This is a genomic window from Streptomyces violaceorubidus (assembly GCF_000717995.1).
GTDB classification, from domain to species: domain Bacteria; phylum Actinomycetota; class Actinomycetes; order Streptomycetales; family Streptomycetaceae; genus Streptomyces; species Streptomyces violaceorubidus.
This window is the reverse complement of record NZ_JODM01000001.1, coordinates 335904-352974: the sequence shown is the minus strand read 5'-3', so window position 1 is coordinate 352974 and position 17071 is coordinate 335904. Positions and strand designations below refer to the sequence as shown.

9 protein-coding genes are annotated in these 17071 nt (G+C 74.5%); 1 reads left to right on the top strand and 8 read right to left on the bottom strand.

Annotated elements, in window-relative coordinates:
- Positions 1 to 34: 34 nt before the first annotated feature.
- The 7 genes from IE94_RS0101730 to IE94_RS0101700 form a co-directional block, all read right to left on the bottom strand.
- Positions 35 to 1648 carry a succinic semialdehyde dehydrogenase gene (locus tag IE94_RS0101730; RefSeq protein ID WP_030145533.1) on the bottom strand — a complete coding sequence of 538 codons (1614 nt, stop codon included), beginning with the start codon at positions 1646 to 1648 and terminating at the stop codon, positions 35 to 37.
- 162 nt (positions 1649 to 1810) lie between these two features.
- Positions 1811 to 3601, bottom strand: a complete 1791-nt coding sequence (locus tag IE94_RS0101725) for a serine/threonine-protein kinase (RefSeq protein ID WP_030145532.1) — start codon at positions 3599 to 3601, stop codon at positions 1811 to 1813.
- A 92-nt stretch (positions 3602 to 3693) separates the two neighbouring features.
- Complete coding sequence (locus tag IE94_RS0101720) at positions 3694 to 4845, bottom strand: serine/threonine-protein kinase (RefSeq protein ID WP_037921620.1); 1152 nt, start codon at positions 4843 to 4845, stop codon at positions 3694 to 3696.
- A 93-nt stretch (positions 4846 to 4938) separates the two neighbouring features.
- Complete coding sequence (locus tag IE94_RS0101715; protein WP_030145530.1) at positions 4939 to 6780, bottom strand: serine/threonine-protein kinase; 1842 nt, start codon at positions 6778 to 6780, stop codon at positions 4939 to 4941.
- Between the two features lie 145 nt (positions 6781 to 6925).
- Positions 6926 to 9925 (bottom strand): protein kinase, encoded by a 3000-nt coding sequence (locus IE94_RS0101710; RefSeq protein ID WP_030145529.1) that lies wholly within the window; start codon positions 9923 to 9925, stop codon positions 6926 to 6928.
- 173 nt (positions 9926 to 10098) lie between these two features.
- Positions 10099 to 12198 carry a serine/threonine-protein kinase gene (locus IE94_RS0101705; protein WP_030145528.1) on the bottom strand — a complete coding sequence of 700 codons (2100 nt, stop codon included), beginning with the start codon at positions 12196 to 12198 and terminating at the stop codon, positions 10099 to 10101.
- Between the two features lie 100 nt (positions 12199 to 12298).
- Positions 12299 to 14005: a glycerol-3-phosphate dehydrogenase/oxidase gene (locus IE94_RS0101700; RefSeq protein ID WP_030145527.1), complete on the bottom strand. Its 1707-nt coding sequence runs from the start codon at positions 14003 to 14005 to the stop codon at positions 12299 to 12301.
- A 302-nt stretch (positions 14006 to 14307) separates the two neighbouring features.
- On the opposite strand from IE94_RS0101700, the gene IE94_RS0101695 reads away from it, so the two are divergent.
- A complete protein-coding gene (locus IE94_RS0101695) occupies positions 14308 to 15516 on the top strand; it encodes a nucleotide sugar dehydrogenase (RefSeq protein ID WP_030145526.1) in 1209 nt (402 codons plus the stop codon).
- 402 nt (positions 15517 to 15918) lie between these two features.
- Here IE94_RS0101695 and IE94_RS0101690 read toward each other — a convergent pair whose 3' ends face one another.
- Positions 15919 to 17043, bottom strand: a complete 1125-nt coding sequence (locus tag IE94_RS0101690) for a GuaB3 family IMP dehydrogenase-related protein (protein WP_030145525.1) — start codon at positions 17041 to 17043, stop codon at positions 15919 to 15921.
- Between the last annotated feature and the right edge of the window lie 28 nt (positions 17044 to 17071).

The following is a 17071-nucleotide window of genomic DNA, read 5'->3' as shown; positions in this document are numbered from 1 at the left end:
TCTCCTCGTTGAGAACGGGCGGTGGTGGGGTGGATCAGCGCAAGCGGAACGCCTTCATCAGCCGCAGGCTCCGGCTCATGAACGCCGCGTACTTCTCGTCGTCCATGCCGAGCGAGGGCGCCATCGGCAGCAGGCGCTGGTGGGCGACGGTCTGGGCCTCGGTGTACTTGAGGATGCCCTCGGAGCCGTGCCGGCGGCCGAGGCCGGAGTCCTTCATGCCGCCCATCGGGGACTGGACGCTGCCGTAGGCGGGCGCGTACCCCTCGTTGATGTTGACGGTGCCGGTGCGCAGCCGGGCGGCGACGTCGCGGCCGCGCCGGGCGTCCTTCGTCCAGACCGAGGAGTTCAGGCCGTACGGCGTGGAGTTGGCCTGTTCGACGGCCTCGTCCTCGGTCGTGAAGCGGTAGACGGAGACGACCGGGCCGAAGGTCTCCTCGGTGCACACGGTCATGGGGGCCACGACGCCGTCGAGGATCGTCGGCTCGTAGAAGTACGGGCCGATGTCCGGTCGGGCGACGCCGCCCGCGACGAGTTTCGCGCCCCGCTCCACGGCGTCCGCCACGTGCGCGCGCACGGTCTCCAGCTGCCGCTCCCCCACCAGCGAGCCCATGTCGGCGCCGTAGGACAGGGAGGTGCCGAGCCGCATGGCCCGGGTGCGGGCGGCGAAGCGCTCCAGGAAGGCGTCGGCGACCGACTCGTGGACGTAGAGCCGCTCGATGGAGATGCACAGCTGGCCGGCCGAGGAGAAGCAGGCGCGTACGGCGCCCGCCGCGGCCTTCTCGATGTCGGCGTCCTGGAGGACCAGCATGGCGTTCTTGCCGCCGAGTTCCAGGGAGACGCCGACCAGGCGGGCCGCGGCGCCCCGGGCGACCTCGCGGCCGGTGCGGGTGGAACCGGTGAAGGAGACGTAGTCGGCGTGCTTGACGACCTCGGGGCCGACCACGGGGCCCTCGCCGAGGACGACCTGGAAGACCTCGGCGGGCAGACCGGCCTCGATGAGCAGGTCGCGGGCCCACAGGGCGGTCAGACAGGTCTCGGTGTCGGGCTTCATGACGACGGCGTTGCCCGCGGCGAAGGCGGGGAGCGCGTCGCCGACCGAGAGCTCCAGCGGGTAGTTCCAGGGGGCGATCTGGCCGACGACACCGCGCGGGTGGCGCAGCTCGGTGACCTTCGTCAGGGTCGGTACGGCGCCGGTGTGCCGCTTGGGCCGCAGGTACGCGGGGGCCTTGCGGCCGTAGTGCCGGGCGGCGACGGCGACGGCCTGGACCTCCTCGTGGGCGTGCAGGCGAGCCTTGCCGGTCTCCAGCTGGATGAGGTCGAGGACCTCGGCCTGGCGTTCCAGGACCAGGTCGTGGAAGCGGAGCAGGACCGCCGCGCGCTGCCGTACGGGGGTCCGCGCCCACACGGCCTGGGCGGCGCGGGCCCGCTCGAAGGCGCCGGCCACGTCCTCGGGCGTCGACTCGGGCAGGTCGGCCAGCTTCTCGCCGGTGAACGGGGTGTGGTTGGCGGTGCGGCCGGACCCGGCCACGCCCTTGGTGAGCTGGGCGACCAGCTCGGGCGTGACCACGTCGGCAGCGGTGCGGGCGCCCTCCGGGGTGGGGGCGAGGGGGTTCGTGCCGGTGAGTTCCGTGGCCTGCGCGTCCGTCATGAGCCGCAGGGTATGACGCCGCGCGGGCTTTGTGTACCCGTCGGTAATGGGGATTCACGGTGATTCACCGAGTGCTCACATGCCGCCAGTGATCGCTGGCAACAAACCCGCTGATCAGGGCGTTGTGCGGGAGGTCGGGACGCGGTCCCTCCTTTTCCCGGCTCAGGGGCCGGCCACCTCCCAGTTGGCGATCACGGTGCGGGCGATCTCCCGGCCCTCGTCGGCGAAGTAGCCCTCGCGCGGGTAGTCGATCGACACCTTGCACAGGTCGCCGTTGCCGGCCCGGTAGTACAGGATGTGGAATTCGCGCGCGCGGGGGTTCTGCGTGTCCGCGGTCGTGTACGCGATGGTGTTCTCGGCGGCCTTCCCGCCCTTGTACTCGGTCTCGCTCGGCTCGCCCGCGGGCGCGGGATCGGCGGCGAAGTTCCAGGAGTACTCGCCGTCCTTGAGCATCTCCCAGTCCGCCCAGGCGTTGGCGCCTGCGGTGTCCGGGATCTCGTCGGTCTTGTCGTCGGCCTTGATGTCCCGGTCCACCGAGACGGTGACCGCGCCGCTCGGGTCGGCGAACGTCTCGTTGGTGCCGTCCCAGTCGTCCGGGTGCTTCGCCTGCACGAACTCGGCGGGCACACCGACGCTCATGCCCGTCTTCCCGGCGAGGTCGTGCTGCTTCCAGCCCTGGGGCAGGGGGCCCGCGAAGGGCTCGGCGACCACGAGGTACGACGCGACCGCCGCCGCGACGAGCACCGCGCCGAGGGTGATCCACGCGTTGCGGCCCAGCCGGACGCTCCAGCGGGACGCGGGCGCCGGCCCGCCCGCCCCCTCGGGCCCGTCGAGCCGGACCACCCGGGTGGGCGCGGGCGGGTTCGCGGCGGCGTCCAGCAGGGCGCGGACCCGGGCGGCGTCCGGGCGGCGCGCGGGGTCCTTGTCCAGCAGCCCCGTGATCGCCTCGGCCAGCGGGCCCGGTGCGGAGGCGGGCGGTGCGGGCGTGGCGTTGAGCACCGACTGCAGTGTGGCGGGGGTGTTGCTGCGGCGGAACGGCGAGACGCCCTCCGTCGCCGCGTACAGCACCACGCCGAGCGACCACAGGTCGCTCGCCGGGCCGGGGCGCCGGCCCAGCACCCGCTCCGGGGCGACGTACTCGGGCGAGCCGACGAAGCCGCCGGTGTCGGTCAGGCTGGTCTCGCCCTCGATCCGGGCGATGCCGAAGTCGGTGAGGACGACCCGGTCGTGCCGGCCGAGCAGGACGTTGTCCGGCTTCACGTCCCGGTGCAGGACACCCGCGGCGTGTGCGGCCTCCAGCGCGCCGAGCACCTCCAGGCCGATCCGGGCGGCCTCGCGCGCGCTCAGTGTGCCCTCCTGGAGGGCGTCGCCGAGCGAGCGCCCGTGCACGAGTTCCATCACGATCCACGGCTGCTCGTCCACGACCGCCACGTCGTGCACGTCGACCACGGCGGGGTGGTCGAGCCGGGCGGCGGCGCGCGCCTCACGGCGCATCCGTTCGAAGGCGTTGGCCCGTTCGCGTTCGGGAAGGTGGTCGGGGACGCGGGGTTCCTTGACGGCGACCTCGCGGTCGACGGTCTCGTCCTTGGCGCGCCACACCGTGCCCATGCCGCCGTGCCCGAGTCTGGCGATCAGCCGGTAGCGGCCGGCGATGAGCCGCCCGGCGCCCGGCTCGGGCGCGGAGGCCGAGGGGGTGGACGACGGAGACGAGGTCGACGCAGGCGAGGTCGACGCAGGCGCGGAGGCCGGAGGCTGCGACCGCGGTGGTACGGCCTGCGTGGGTACGGCCTGCGTGGGTACGGCCTGCGTGGGTACGGCCTGCGTGGGTACGGCCTGCGTGGGTGCCGCGTAAGGATTGCCGGGATGCGGCACGGCGACGGGCGGGCCCGGTGGTTGCAGGTCAAAACTGGTCGGCTCGTCCGCCCCGTTGCGGGGCCCCCCGTCGCTGCTCATGGGTCCATCCATACCGCGCCGGGTGCGCCCCTTTCCACCGCCGGTGCGCGCCGGTCACAGACCTGTGACGCGGGCTGCCCCTTGTCTCCCGTTCAGGTACCGGTGCCCGAACCGGACGCGGTGGGGGACGCGGGCTCCGCCGGCTCCGTCGTCGTCGGCGGCGCCGGGGTGGGCGTCGGCGCCGTCGTCCTCGGCGGCGCCGGGGTGGGCGTCGGCGTGGCGGGCACCGAACTCGTCGGCGTACCGCCCCCGTCGTCGCCTTCGTCGGCGAACAGCGCGGCGGCCGAGACGCCCGCGCCCGCCGCCGCGACGACCAGCAGCACCGCCAGGAGCGCGCTCCGCCTCGGGCTCCGCCGCGCGCGCGGGGACCCGCCGGTCGCGGCCTGGGCCGCCGTCGCGGGCGTACGGCCCGTACTGAGGAAGGCCCGCAGCATCCGCTGCGCCGAGGCCGCGTCCAGCCGCCGTCGGGGGTCGCGCTCCAGCAGGCCCCGTACGACCGGGAGGAGCGGTGCGGCCTGCGCGGGCGGTCGGATCTCCTCGGTGACCACGGCGTGCAGGACGCCGCCCAGCGAGTCGCGGTGGAAGGGAGACGCGCCGCTGAGGACCGCGCACAGCAGCACCCCCAGCGACCACAGGTCGGACTCGGGCCCGGTCCCGGCACCGGACATCCGCTCCGGAGCGGTGTACTCGGGGGAACCGACGAAGGACCCGCTCTCGGTGAGCGTGGTGGCGCCCGCGACCTGCGCCACCCCGAAGTCGGTGAGGACGACCCGGCCGTCCTCGGCGATCAGCACGTTCGACGGTTTCACGTCCCGGTGCAGGATCCCCGCCGCGTGCGCCGTGTCCAGGGCGTCGAGCAGGGCGATGCCGATACGGGCGGCCTCGGCGGCGTCGACGGGCCCGTGGCTGAGGACGCGGTCGGCGAGAGAACCGCCGTCGACCAGTTCCATGACCATGTAGGCGCGGGCGTCGTCCTCGACCACGTCGTGCACGACGATGACGTGCGGGTGCCGCAACTGCGCGACCGCGCGGGCCTCGCGCAAGATGCGTTCGCGACGCCGCCGGGCCTCGGCCGCGGAGAGGCTCTCGTCGAGGGGCAGCGCCTTCACGGCCACTTCGCGGGCGAGGAGTTGGTCGGTGGCCCGCCACACGATGCCCATGCCGCCGCGGCCGAGCCGCTCATGGAGCCGGTAACGGCCCGCGATGACACGCCCGCCCGCCCCCTCGGTCACCATGCGTCCCATCATGCCCCACCGGACGCGCCCCCTCCGGGCCGCTGTCACACGGGTGGCCGACAACCGACGGACGGGCGAGCGGCGTGGCGCCCAGGGCGCGGCTCAGCCGGTCCTCTCCTGCCAGCCCTGGAGCACCGCCTTGAACCGCCGTTCCGTGGCCGCCCAGTCGCTCGCCGGACCCGTCATGTTGAGGGCGTACTCGGCGCCGTCGCGGGACATGTACATCTGCGACACGGCGCGGCGCGGGCCGGGGAACCCGGTGTCCTTCGCCAGCGCGGTCCAGGTGTACTCCCACCGGGCGCTGTCGCGGTCGCGGTAGCCCACGCGTTCGATCTTGACGCGCTGGTAGTCGACGAGCCGCTGGAGCAGTTGCGCGTCCAGGTCCTGCTGGTGCGCGTACGGGTCGTTGTAGTCGGGCGCGCTGTCGACGGAGATGCGCAGGACGTGGTTGCCGCCGTCGGGGGTGTAGTCGATCTGCCGCAGTTCGCCGCTGTCGCCGTCGAAGTCCGTCCGCTGCCAGTCCTCGGGCAGGTAGAGGCTGAAACCCAGCGGGTCGTCACGGCGTGTCCAGCCGGCCGGGACGGAGCCGCCGGGGTCCTTGCCGGTCGTGGCGGACGCGGAGGGGGAGGCGGGGGCGGAGGCGGTCGGCCCGGTGGTGGGGTCAGGGCCGGCCGACGAGCCGCCCTCGTCGCGCTGTTGCAGCAGCACGGCGGTGCCCGCGCCGATGAGCGCGGCGACGGCGACGACCAGGGCGAGCGTGCGCATACGGACCCGCCGGGCGCGTCCGGGAGCGGCGCCGCCCGGAGCGGTGGCCTGCGGGTGACCCGGCGCGGTGTGCCCGGCCGGTGCGGGGCCCACCGCCGTGGGTCCGGTCGCCGGGCCGGTCGCCAGGCCGGTCATCGGGCCGGTCATCGGGCCGGTCATCGGGCCGGTCATCGGGCCGGTCGCCGGCGGGTACGGCGTGGCGCCGGTCCCGCCCGCGCGCACCGGAGCGCCCGGCATCCCCGGCCCTCCCGGCGGCCCGGGCACCCCCGGTGCCCCCGGTACCGGCTGGTGGGCCGTGTCGCCCGCCCCCGGCGGGGGCCCCGCGTACCGGGTGGTCGGCACGTAGGCCTGGGCGGCGTCCGGGCGTCGGCCCTCGGCCGCCTGGGCGAGCAGGTGCTCGGCCTGGGTCGCGTCGGGACGCTCGGCCGGGTCCTTGCGCAGCAGGGCGTTGATGACCGGCGCGAGCGCACCGGCGTACCGGGGCTCGGTGGCCTCCTCCTCGACGACCGCCTGCATGGTGGTGAGCGGGGAGGTGCGGCGGAACGGCGACCTGCCCTCCACCGCCGTGTACAGCGTCGCGCCGAGCGCCCACAGGTCGGAGGACGGGCCGGGGTCGTGGCCGCGGACGCGCTCGGGCGCGAGGTAGTCGACGGAGCCGACGACCTCTCCGGTCCGGGTGATGGTGGAGTCGCCCTCGATCTGCGCGATGCCGAAGTCGGTGAGCAGCACCCGGCCGTCGTCGGCGAGCAGGACGTTGCCCGGTTTGACGTCGCGGTGCAGGACCCCGGCGGCGTGGGCGGCGCACAGGGCACGCAGCACCCACAGGCCGATCCGGGCCGCCTCCCGCGGGTCGACCCGCTCCTCGCCCTTGACGGCGTCGGCCAGCGAGCGGCCTTCCACCAACTCCATGACGATCCACGGCCGGCCGTCGTGTTCGAGTACGTCGTGCACGGTGACGACGGCCGAGTGGTTGATCCGCGCCGCCGCGCGCGCCTCGCCCCGCGTGCGCGCCAGGAGGATGGCCTGGTCGCTCTCGGAGACGTAGAGCGCGGCGGTCAACTCCTTGATGGCGACGGCCCGGTGCAGCACCTCGTCGTGTGCGCGCCACACCCGGCCCATGCCGCCGCTGCCGATGGCTTCCCCGAGCCGGTAGCGTCCCGCGACGAGCCGGCCCTGCATCTGATTCACGTTGCCCCGCAATGGTCTTGTCAGGGCCACACTAGGGACCGGCTCCCGTCCGGGGAACGGGTGGGGCGGTATGGAAACCGCTCTGTGACGGTTGTCGCTTTCCGTGACGGGAGGCAACCATCGGGCCGAACTGCCGTCAGCGGGTGTACTGGTAGGTCGCCGAGGCCTGTTCGAACAGCCGGGTCACCTCGTCACGCTCCGCCTCCGGGCCGCGGGCCTGCACCACGTGGTAGCGCCCGTCGATCAGGACGGCGACGTTGCGCACGTACAGCTCGCCCCCGTCGGCGGCGGTCCAGGTGAACTGCCCCTCCGCCATGGTCCGTCCGCCGACCTCGATGGTCTTCAGACCGCTGGAGGTGGCCCAGCTGGAGGCGCGGTAGGAGGCCAACTCGGGTTCGCCATCGCGCTGGTAGACCATGGGGTCGTCGCCGAACTCGGAGGCGCGGTCGCGGCCCGGCACGACGATCAGCTCGAAGTCGCCCTTGGCGTAGACGACCTGGCCGCTGCCGTTGCGGGGCGTGCGGGCCCAGCCGTCGGCGACGGCGACGCGGAAGCCCTCCGGGTCCTTGCGCAGGGTGAATCCGTCGGCGACGTCGGACTGCGTCTCGGTGGCGCCGCCCGCCGTCCGCGAGGTGCCGGGGTCGGGCTTCGGGGAGGTCTGGTCCGGCCGGGGCTCGCTGCTGACGTCCGGTGACTTCGCGGGCGGTGCCTGGCTCGCCCCGCCGGCGGCGCCGGTCCGGTCGGCGGGGCCCGTGCCGTTGGTGTCGCTCTTCGGCATGAAGAACATGGCGTACGCGACGGCGCCCGCCATCGCCAGCAGTATCAGCAGGAGCAGGGTCCGGCCGAGGCTGCGCGGTGAGCGTTCGGCCTCCGGCCTGCCCCGCTTGTGCCGTCCGTGGTACGCGGGCAGACCGGCCCGCCGCCTGCGCACCAGTTCGCCGCGGCGGCGCACGATCGGCAGCCGGCCGGTCTCGACGGGCGGCGCCGAGATGACGTGCAGGCCCGCCTCCGGCTCGGGCGCGGACCGCACGAGGGAACGCAGCCAGCCGCTCAGCTCCTCGAACTCGATGCGCTCGGTGGGGTCCTGACGCAGCAGCGACTCCACGACCGGCCGCAGCGGTCCGCACTCCTCGGCGAAGGCCGGCGGCTCCGCGCACACGATCTGCACCAGCTCGGCGGTCGACTCCTCGGGGTAGGGCGCGTGCCCCTGTACGGCGCGGAAGAGCAGCGCGCCCAGGGCCCACAGGTCGGTGGCGGGGCCGATGGGCGCGGCCAGCTGCCAGTTCTCGTGCACCGGACCGGCCTGCTCCGGCGCCCAGCGCTCGGTCACCGGCCCGACCACGGCCATCCGCGTCTGCCGGGCCCGCTCGGCGGCGAGCGCGGTGGCCGGACCGCGGGGCGCGGGTCCCCGGGCGACCGGTTCGTCCCAGCCGGTGCCGGACCCGGCCCGGCCCTCCGGCGCCGCGGCCCCGGAGGCGGCCTCCCACGGCCCGGCGGCAGCCTCTGGGGCGGCCTCCCGCCGTCCGGCGACTGTGCCGGGGCCGGTCTCCCGCCATGCGGCGCCGGGACCCTCCGGGCCCTCCTGCCGTGCGGCGGGCAGGGCCCGCCCGGGCGCCGGTCCGCCGGCCGGGCGGGGGAAGGGAAACGCCGGGTCGCCGGTACGGGGGGCCGTGGGTGACGCCGGGTCGCCGGGGGCGGGGGGCGTGGCGCCGTGCCAGGAGGTGGTGCGCACGCCGTAGGGGTCGGCGATCTGCCCCGGCGGGACGGCGGCACCGGACGAGGCGGGGGCACCGACCCCCTCGTCGCCCTGGGGGGCGCGGGAGGCGGCATCGGGGTCACCGGGTCCCGGAGCCCGCCCCGGTCCTGCGGCGCGGCCCGCCGCCTCACCCCTCGGGTCGAACCCGGCACCGGGGCCGACGGGGTACACGTCCCGGCCGGGACCGGCGGCGAAACCCGACCGCCCGCTCCCCGGCCGGGGCCCGGCACCCTGCTCCGGCAGGCCCGCCTCCGCACCGTGAGCGGGCCTCACCCCACCGGGCCCCTCGGGTCCGTTGCCGTGCGCGGAGCGGCCCGGGCCGTCGGCGTCGTCGTACGGGGAGCCGGGACCGGCGGCGAAACCCGGGCGTCCGCCCGCCGCGCCGGCGGCTCCCGGGGCGGCGTCGGGCGCGGGGCGGGCCCCCGGAAGGGCCACGCGGCCGTTCTGGGCCTCCTGGACGCGGGCGGCGGCCCTGGCCCCCGCGCGGTAGGCGGCGATCGCACCGGCCCGCGCGGCACGGGCCTCGCCGGCGGCGTCGAGCGGCGCGGGCACGAGCCCGGCGGGGGCTCCGCCCGGTCCCGGGGCCCCGGGCACCGGAAGCCCGCCGACCCCGCGCGCCTCGATGGCGGCCCGCCGGGCGGCCTCGGGGTCGGCGCCACCGGGGCCGAAGACACCGGTCCGGGGGGCGCCGCCACCGGGACCGAAGGTTCCGTTCGGGTCGACGGCGGGGCCCGGCTCCTCGTCGCGCGGCGGGGGCACCGGGTCGTACCCGCACAGCGCCTCCTCCGCCGCCCCGACCGCCAGGCCGGTCAGCATGACCCGCCCGTCGTCGCAGACGAGCACGGTCCGCGCGGTGATGTTGCGGTGCACCCAGCCGTACGAGTGCAGCACCCGCAGGGCCAGCAGGACGTCGGAGGCCACCTCGGCCGCCCGGTACGGCGTCAGGGTCTGCTCGGCGAGCAGCGCGGCCAGCGGCCTCGCGGCCACCAACTCGCTGACGATCCACAGCGAACCGCCCTCGGCGAAGACGTCGAAGACCTGGTCCAGACGCGGATGGTCGGGCACCGCCGCCGCGGCCTGCGCGGCCTCGACGGCACGCCGCACCACCGGATCGGCCGGCCGCCTGGGGCCGCCGCCCGCGACCGGTGACCTCCTGCCGGGTTGCCGCGCACCGCCGTCCCGGGCAGTGAACCCGTCGGGCAGGCCGTCCGCGTCGAGCACCTCGGCCTCGACGACCTCCGGCAACGGGACCTGGCGCACCAGGACTTCCTGCCCGCTGTAGGTGTCGAAGGCCCGGGTCTCGGTGAGTTCGTACTCCTCGGACGGCGGCATGGGCAGGCGGTAGCGGTCGGCGAGCACCCGTCCCGCGTAGTCGTCCACGTCGCCACCCCCGGCAGCCGTCGGTCAATTCCGTTCGTCCGGCGGACCGTTCCGGCTGCGTACGGTCCGCAACCACTCACGATACGTGCCGGAGGCAACCCGCAATGAGCTGATGCCAGATATCGGCCGGGTCAAACCCGGGACCCGGCGCCCCGGGTCCCGTCCCCCTCCGCTCAGGCCTTGGGTTCGAAGGTCTTCGCCAGGGTCCGCCAGGTGTCCCGGCGCAGGTCGTCGCCCCAGTCGGCGGCCTTCGCGGTGTACATGAGCGCGTAGCCCTGGTGGTCGTTGACGACGAATCCCCGGTCCACCGTGCGGTACTTGGTGCCGCCCTCGGTGTAGGTGAACTCCCAGTCGGCCGCGTTCCAGCCCCGGTAGCCCACCTTCTCTATGCGGATCTTCTGGTAGTTCGAGCGGACCATGTACCGCTCCTGGTTCTTCCAGTCCGCGACGGGGTCGCCCTTGGGCGTGGAGGTCCAGGCGACCAGCAGCTTCTGCCCGCGGGGCCCGGTGAACCGGTCGCCGGCGGAGCCCGTGGTGGTGAACTTCCAGCCGTCGGGCAGTCCGATGCGGTAGCCCTGGCCGCCCTGGTGGGTGGTGGCCACGTCCTCGTCCTCGGACGCCTCGGCCTCGTCCGACGCGTCGTCCGACTCGCCGTCGGTCTCGCCGGACGCGCTCGCCCCGGCGTCCGGGGCGCCGGTCGCGTCCCCGCTCGTCGCCGGATCGGCGGCGGACCCGTCGGTGCCGGTGCCGCTCTGCCCGTCCCGCTCGGTGTCGCCGCTCGCACCGGCGGAGGCCACGGGCTTGCCGCCGCTGCCGCCCTCGGCGCCCTTGTCGTCGTCGCCACCGCCGAGCGTGAGCGCCAGTACGGTGCCGAGCACGGCCAGCGCCACGACCACCGCGATGATGATCAGCGTCCGCCGCGGCACCACGTCGGTGAGCGGTGCCCGGGGCACGGGCCGGGCGGGCAGGTCCGGCGGCGGGACGACCGGCCAGCCGGAACTCCGCGCGCCACCGGCCGCGTTCGGCGCACCGGCACCCGGCCCGGCCGCCCCGGCGGGGCCACCGCCGACGGCGCCGGGACGCGTACCCGCGCCCGGTCCTGATGCCGATCCGGCCCTCGGCGCCGGCGGGGCGGGGACCGTACCGGCGGATCCGTGGGCGGCGGTGGCGCCCCCGGTCGTGGCCGCCGTCGGGCCGTCGTCGCCCGGCTTGGTCCGCGAGGCCGCCCCGGCTCCTGCCGCACCGGCCCCGACGGCCGCCTTGCGCACGGAACGCAGCGCTCCGCGAAGCTTCTCCCCGGCCTCCTCGCCCAGCCTGCCGCCTGCTCCCTGGGCACCGCCGCGACGCCTGCGGCCCTCCGGCTGCGGGGGCAGCGGCACCACCTTGGTGGCGTCGACCGGTTCGGTCCCGCCGCCCTGCACCGGGGCGTGGATGACCTTGTTGAGCATCGCGCGGGCGCCCGCGTCGTCGAGCCGCTGGGCGGGGTCCTTGGTGAGCAGCCCGTAGATGACGTCGCGGAGCGGGCCCGCGTTCTTCGGCTCCTCCAGGTTCTCCGTCATCACCGCGGTGAGCGTCGCGATCGCCGAGCCCCGGTCGTAGGGCGGGGTGCCCTCGACGGCCGCGTACAGGAGCCCGCCCAGCGACCACAGGTCGGCGGCCGGGCCGGGCTTGTGGCCGCGGGCGCGCTCGGGGGAGATGTAGGAGGGGGCGCCGACGAGCATGCCGGTGGAGGTGATGGAGGGGTCGCCCTCGACCTGGGCGATGCCGAAGTCGGTGAGTACGACCCGGCCGTCCTCGGCGATCAGTACGTTCGACGGCTTCACGTCGCGGTGCAGGATGCCCTCGCGGTGCGCGGAGCGCAGCACGTCCAGGACGGCGAGGCCGACCTCGGCGGCGCGCCTGGGCTCCAGCAGGCCGTCCTCACGGATGGCCTCGGCGAGCGACTTGCCCTCGACGAGTTCCATCACGATCCACGGCCGGTCGTCCTCCTCGACCACGTCGTACACCGTGACGGCGCTGTTGTTGCGGATCCGCGCGATCGCCTTGGCCTCGCGCAGTGTGCGCGTGATCAGTCGCCGCTTCTCCTCCTCGTCGATGTTCCCCGGGAACCGCAGCTCCTTGACGGCGACCGTGCGTCCGAGGGTCTCGTCCTCGGCGCGCCACACCGTCCCCATGCCGCCGCGGCCGAGCACGTCTCCCAGCCGGTACCGCCCGGCGAGGAGACGTGCGCTCTTGTCCGTACGGGATGTCCCCGCCCGCTCCGCCTCCGACATGCGTCCCCTCATGCAACCCGCCCTGACAGAGCCTTCATTGTCCCTCACCCGACAAGTGCTCCACGCCCCAGGGTGCCCGCGGGGCTCCCGCCCGCCCTGCTCACCTCGCCGCGATGTCCGGCGCCCCCAGCCGGGCCGCGTCGGCCGTCAGGTCGTCCGGCTGGCGCTGGGACTCCCGCTCGGCCTCGACCCGCTTCTCGTAGTGCTCGATCTCCCGCTCGACCTGGCCCTCGTCCCAGCCCAGCACGGGCGCCATCAGCTCGGCGGCCTCGCGGGCGCAGCGTGTCCCGCGGTCGAAGGTCTCGATGGAGATGCGGGTGCGCCGGGTCAGTACGTCGTCCAGGTGCCGCGCGCCCTCGTGCGAGGCGGCGTAGACGACTTCGGCGCGCAGGTAGTCGTCGGCGCCGGTGAGCGGCTCGCCCAGGGAGGGGTCGGCGGCGACGAGTTCGAGCAGTTCCTCCGTCAACGCGCCGTACCGGTTGAGCAGGTGCTCGACGCGTACGACGTGCAGTCCGGTGCGCGCGGCGATCCTGGCCCGCGCGTTCCACAGCGCGTGGTAGCCCTCGGCACCGAGCAGCGGGGTCTCCTCGGTGACGCAGTCGGCGACCCGCAGGTCGAGCCCGTGCACCGCCTCGTCCACGGCGTCCTTGGCCATCACCCGGTACGTCGTGTACTTGCCGCCCGCCACGACCACCAGGCCGGGCACCGGGTGGGCGACGGTGTGCTCGCGCGACAGCTTGCTGGTGGCGTCCGACTCGCCGGCCAGCAGCGGGCGCAGACCGGCGTACACCCCCTCGACGTCGTCACGCGTGAGCGGCACCGACAGCACGGAGTTGACGTGTTCCAGCAGGTAGTCGATGTCGGCGCTGGACGCGGCCGGGTGGGCCTTGTCCAGGTCCCAGTCGGTGTCGGTGGTGCCGATGATCCAGTGCCGGCCCCAGGGGATGACGAACAGCACGGACTTCTCGGTGCGCAGGATCAGACCGGTGCTGGAGTGGATGCGGTCCTTGGGCACGACCAGGTGGATGCCCTTGGAGGCCCGGACGTGGAACTGGCCGCGCTCGCCCACCATCGCCTGGGTGTCGTCGGTCCACACCCCGGTCGCGTTCACCACCTGTTTGGCGCGGACCTCGTACTCGCCGCCCGCCTCGACGTCCCGCACCCGCGCGCCGACCACCCGTTCCCCCTCGCGCAGGAAGGAGGTGACCCGGGTCCGGTTGGCGACCTTGGCGCCGTAGGCCGCGGCGGTGCGCACCAGGGTGGCCACGAAGCGGGCGTCGTCCATCTGGGCGTCGTAGTACTGCAACGCGCCGACCAGCGCGTCCTTCTTCAGGGCGGGCGCCACGCGCAGCGCGTGACGGCGGGTCAGGTGCCGGTGCAGCGGCAGGCCCCGGCCGTGACCGCGGGCCATGGACATGGCGTCGTACAGCGCGACGCCCGAGCCCGCGTACAGCCGCTCCCACCCCTTGTGCTGGAGCGGGTACAGGAACGGCACGGGCTTCACCAGGTGCGGCGCGAGCCGTTCGAGCAGCAGTCCGCGCTCCTTCAGCGCCTCCCGCACGAGCACGAAGTCGAGCATCTCCAGATAGCGCAGGCCGCCGTGGATCAGCTTGCTGGACCTGCTGGAGGTGCCCGAGGCCCAGTCCCGGGCCTCGACCAGGCCGACGGACAGGCCGCGCGTCACGGCGTCGAGTGCGGTGCCCGCACCGACCACGCCGGCGCCCACCACCAGTACGTCGAGCTCGCGCTCGGCCATGGCCGCGAGCGACTCGGCGCGCTGCGCCGGCCCAAGGGTCGCTGTCCTCACTGCTGCCTCCCGCTGTCGGTCGCGCCGGCCGCACCCGTCGGGCGAGCCCGGTTCCTGGTACCCACCATGCCCGGATTCTGACCGACCTGCCCGACATCGGCAGCCGCGGGCCCCCACCTGTGGACAACTTGCCCACGGGCCCGCGCCGGCCCGCGCCGCCCCGTCGACACTCGCCGAAACTCCGCAGATCAATACCGCAAATCGGTCATATTTACTCCTAGTCTGACGTTGTGCTCGCCCGTCCTGTCCACCGGGCTTGCGCACCTGTCCCGCTTCGGCTACTGGGAAGGACGGCCCACGCCATGCCCGCAGATCTCGCCGTCATCGGACTCGGCCCGTACGGCCTGCCGCTGGCCCAGGCCGCCGTCGCCGCCGGCATCCCCACCCTCGGCTACCGCACCGGCCCCGAGGCCGACCCGCTCACGCCCGCCGAGGTGCGCCGGATGCTCGCCACGGGCTTCCGCACCCCGACCGGACCGGCCGAGCTGGGCCGGGTCCGCACCGCCGTCATCTGCGCGCCCACCCCGCCGGGCGCGGACGGCGGCCTGGACCTCACCCAGGTGGAGGCCGCGGCCCGCACCCTCGCCGCCCACATGCGCCCGCACACCACCGTCATCCTGGAGTCGCCCGTGCAGCCCGGGACGACGGAGGAGTTCCTGCGCCCGCTCCTGGAGCAGGGCTCCGGACTGCGCGCCGGCCGCGACTTCCACCTCGCCTACTCCCCCAGCCGCGCCGACCCCGGCAACCGCGACTTCACCCCGGCCAACACGCCGAAGGTCATCGGCGGCCTCACCCCCGCCTGCACCGAGTCGGCCGCCGCGTTCTACAGCCGCCTCACCGACAAGGTGGTCCGCGCGCGGGGGCCGCGGGAGGCGGAGACGGTCCAGCTTCTGGAGACCAACTTCCGCCACGTGAACATCGCCCTGGTCAACGAGATGGCCGTCCTCTGCGACGACCTCGGCGTCGACCTGTGGGACGTCCTGCGCTGCGCGGAGACCAAGCCCTTCGGCTTCCAGGCCTTCCGCCCGGGCCCCGGCGTCGGCGGCCACTCCGTCGCCCAGGACCTGACCGGCCGGGCCCCGCACAGCCTGCGCATGGTCGAGCTGGCCCAGCAGGTCAACGCCCAGATGCCCCGCTACGTCGTCCAGCGCGCCGCCGCCCTCCTCAACGAGAACGGCAAGTCCGCGCGCGGCGCCCGGGTCCTCCTCCTCGGCGTCACCTACAAGGCCGACCTCGCCGACCAGCAGGCCACCCCGGCCGAGGAGATCGCGACCCGTCTGATGTCCATGGGCGCCGCCGTGAGCTACCACGACCCGCACATCCCGTCCTGGAACGTCGCCGACCGCCCCGTCCCGCGCGCCGACTCCCTCTACGAGGCCGCCGCCGACGCCGACCTCACGATCCTCCTCCAACAGCACCGCACGTACGACCTCCAGGGCCTGTCGGTCAAGGCCCAGCTCCTCCTGGACACGCGGGGCGCCACACCCACGGGGGCGGCGCACCGGTTGTGAGACGGGGGCGCACGGGGGTGGCCGTGCCACAGAGCTGGTGGTGAGAGGGCGGCTGCGCCGGTACGGTGGGGAGCAGGTGGAGCCCACCGCAGTGGGCCTGCGGCAGGCTCCAAAGAAGTGAACGGAGTGTCCACCCCTATTTCTCCTAGGGGTGGCCGCTCACTTCCCGTAAATCCGCAGGATCCACCTCCTCCGGAACTTCACCATCCGCAGACGGATCCGGTCCCAGCGGGTGGGCTTGCAGTGACGGCCCATGGCGCGCCCCCTTCCACGATGCCGCCCATATCCCGGAACACCACCGCACGCCCCCGCGCCGCGTCACACGCCCCCTCAAGAGCCCCCGAGCACGCGAAAGAGGCCGGTCACCCCTCAGGTGACCGGCCCCTTCACATGCCGTGGCGACTACCGCCGGTGCTGCGAGTCCGCGACCGTGACCTCGACGCGCTGGAACTCCTTCAGCTCGCTGTAGCCGGTGGTGGCCATGGCGCGGCGCAGGGCGCCGAAGAAGTTCATCGAGCCGTCCGGGGTGCGGGACGGGCCGGTGAGGATCTCCTCGATGGTGCCGACCGTGCCGAGGTCGACCTTCTTGCCGCGCGGCAGCTCCTCGTTGACGGCCTCCATGCCCCAGTGGTTGCCCTTGCCCGGCGCGTCGGTCGCGCGGGCCAGCGGGGAGCCCATCATCACCGAGTCGGCGCCGCAGGCGATCGCCTTGGGCAGGTCGCCGGACCAGCCGACGCCGCCGTCGGCGATGACGTGGACGTACCGGCCGCCGGACTCGTCCATGTAGTCCCGGCGGGCCGCCGCCACGTCCGCGACCGCGGTGGCCATGGGCACCTGGATGCCCAGCACGTTGCGCGTGGTGTGGGCGGCGCCGCCGCCGAAGCCGACGAGGACGCCCGCGGCGCCGGTGCGCATCAGGTGCAGGGCGGCGGTGTAGGTGGCGCAACCGCCGACGATCACCGGGACGTCGAGTTCGTAGATGAACTGCTTCAGGTTCAGCGGCTCGTGCGAGCCGGAGACGTGCTCCGCGGAGACGGTGGTGCCGCGGATGACGAAGATGTCGACACCCGCGTCCACGACGGCCTTGGAGAACTGGGCGGTGCGCTGCGGGGAGAGCGCGGCGGCGGTGACCACACCCGAGTCGCGCACCTCCTTGATGCGCTGCCCGATCAGCTCCTCCTTGATGGGAGCGGCGTAGATCTCTTGGAGGCGGCGGGTCGCGTTGTCGGTGTCCAGCTCCGCGATCTCGTCGAGCAGCGGCTCGGGGTCCTCGTGCCGGGTCCAGAGCCCTTCCAGGTTGAGGACGCCGAGGCCGCCCAGCTCGCCGATGCGGATGGCGGTGGCCGGGGAGACGACCGAGTCCATGGGAGCGGCCAGGAACGGCAGCTCGAAGCGGTAGGCGTCGATCTGCCAGGCGATCGAGACCTCCTTCGGGTCCCGCGTACGGCGGCTGGGGACGACGGCGATGTCGTCGAAGGCGTACGCCCGGCGGCCGCGCTTGCCGCGCCCGATCTCGATCTCAGTCACGTCTGTGGCCTTTCCCTGATGCGTTGCA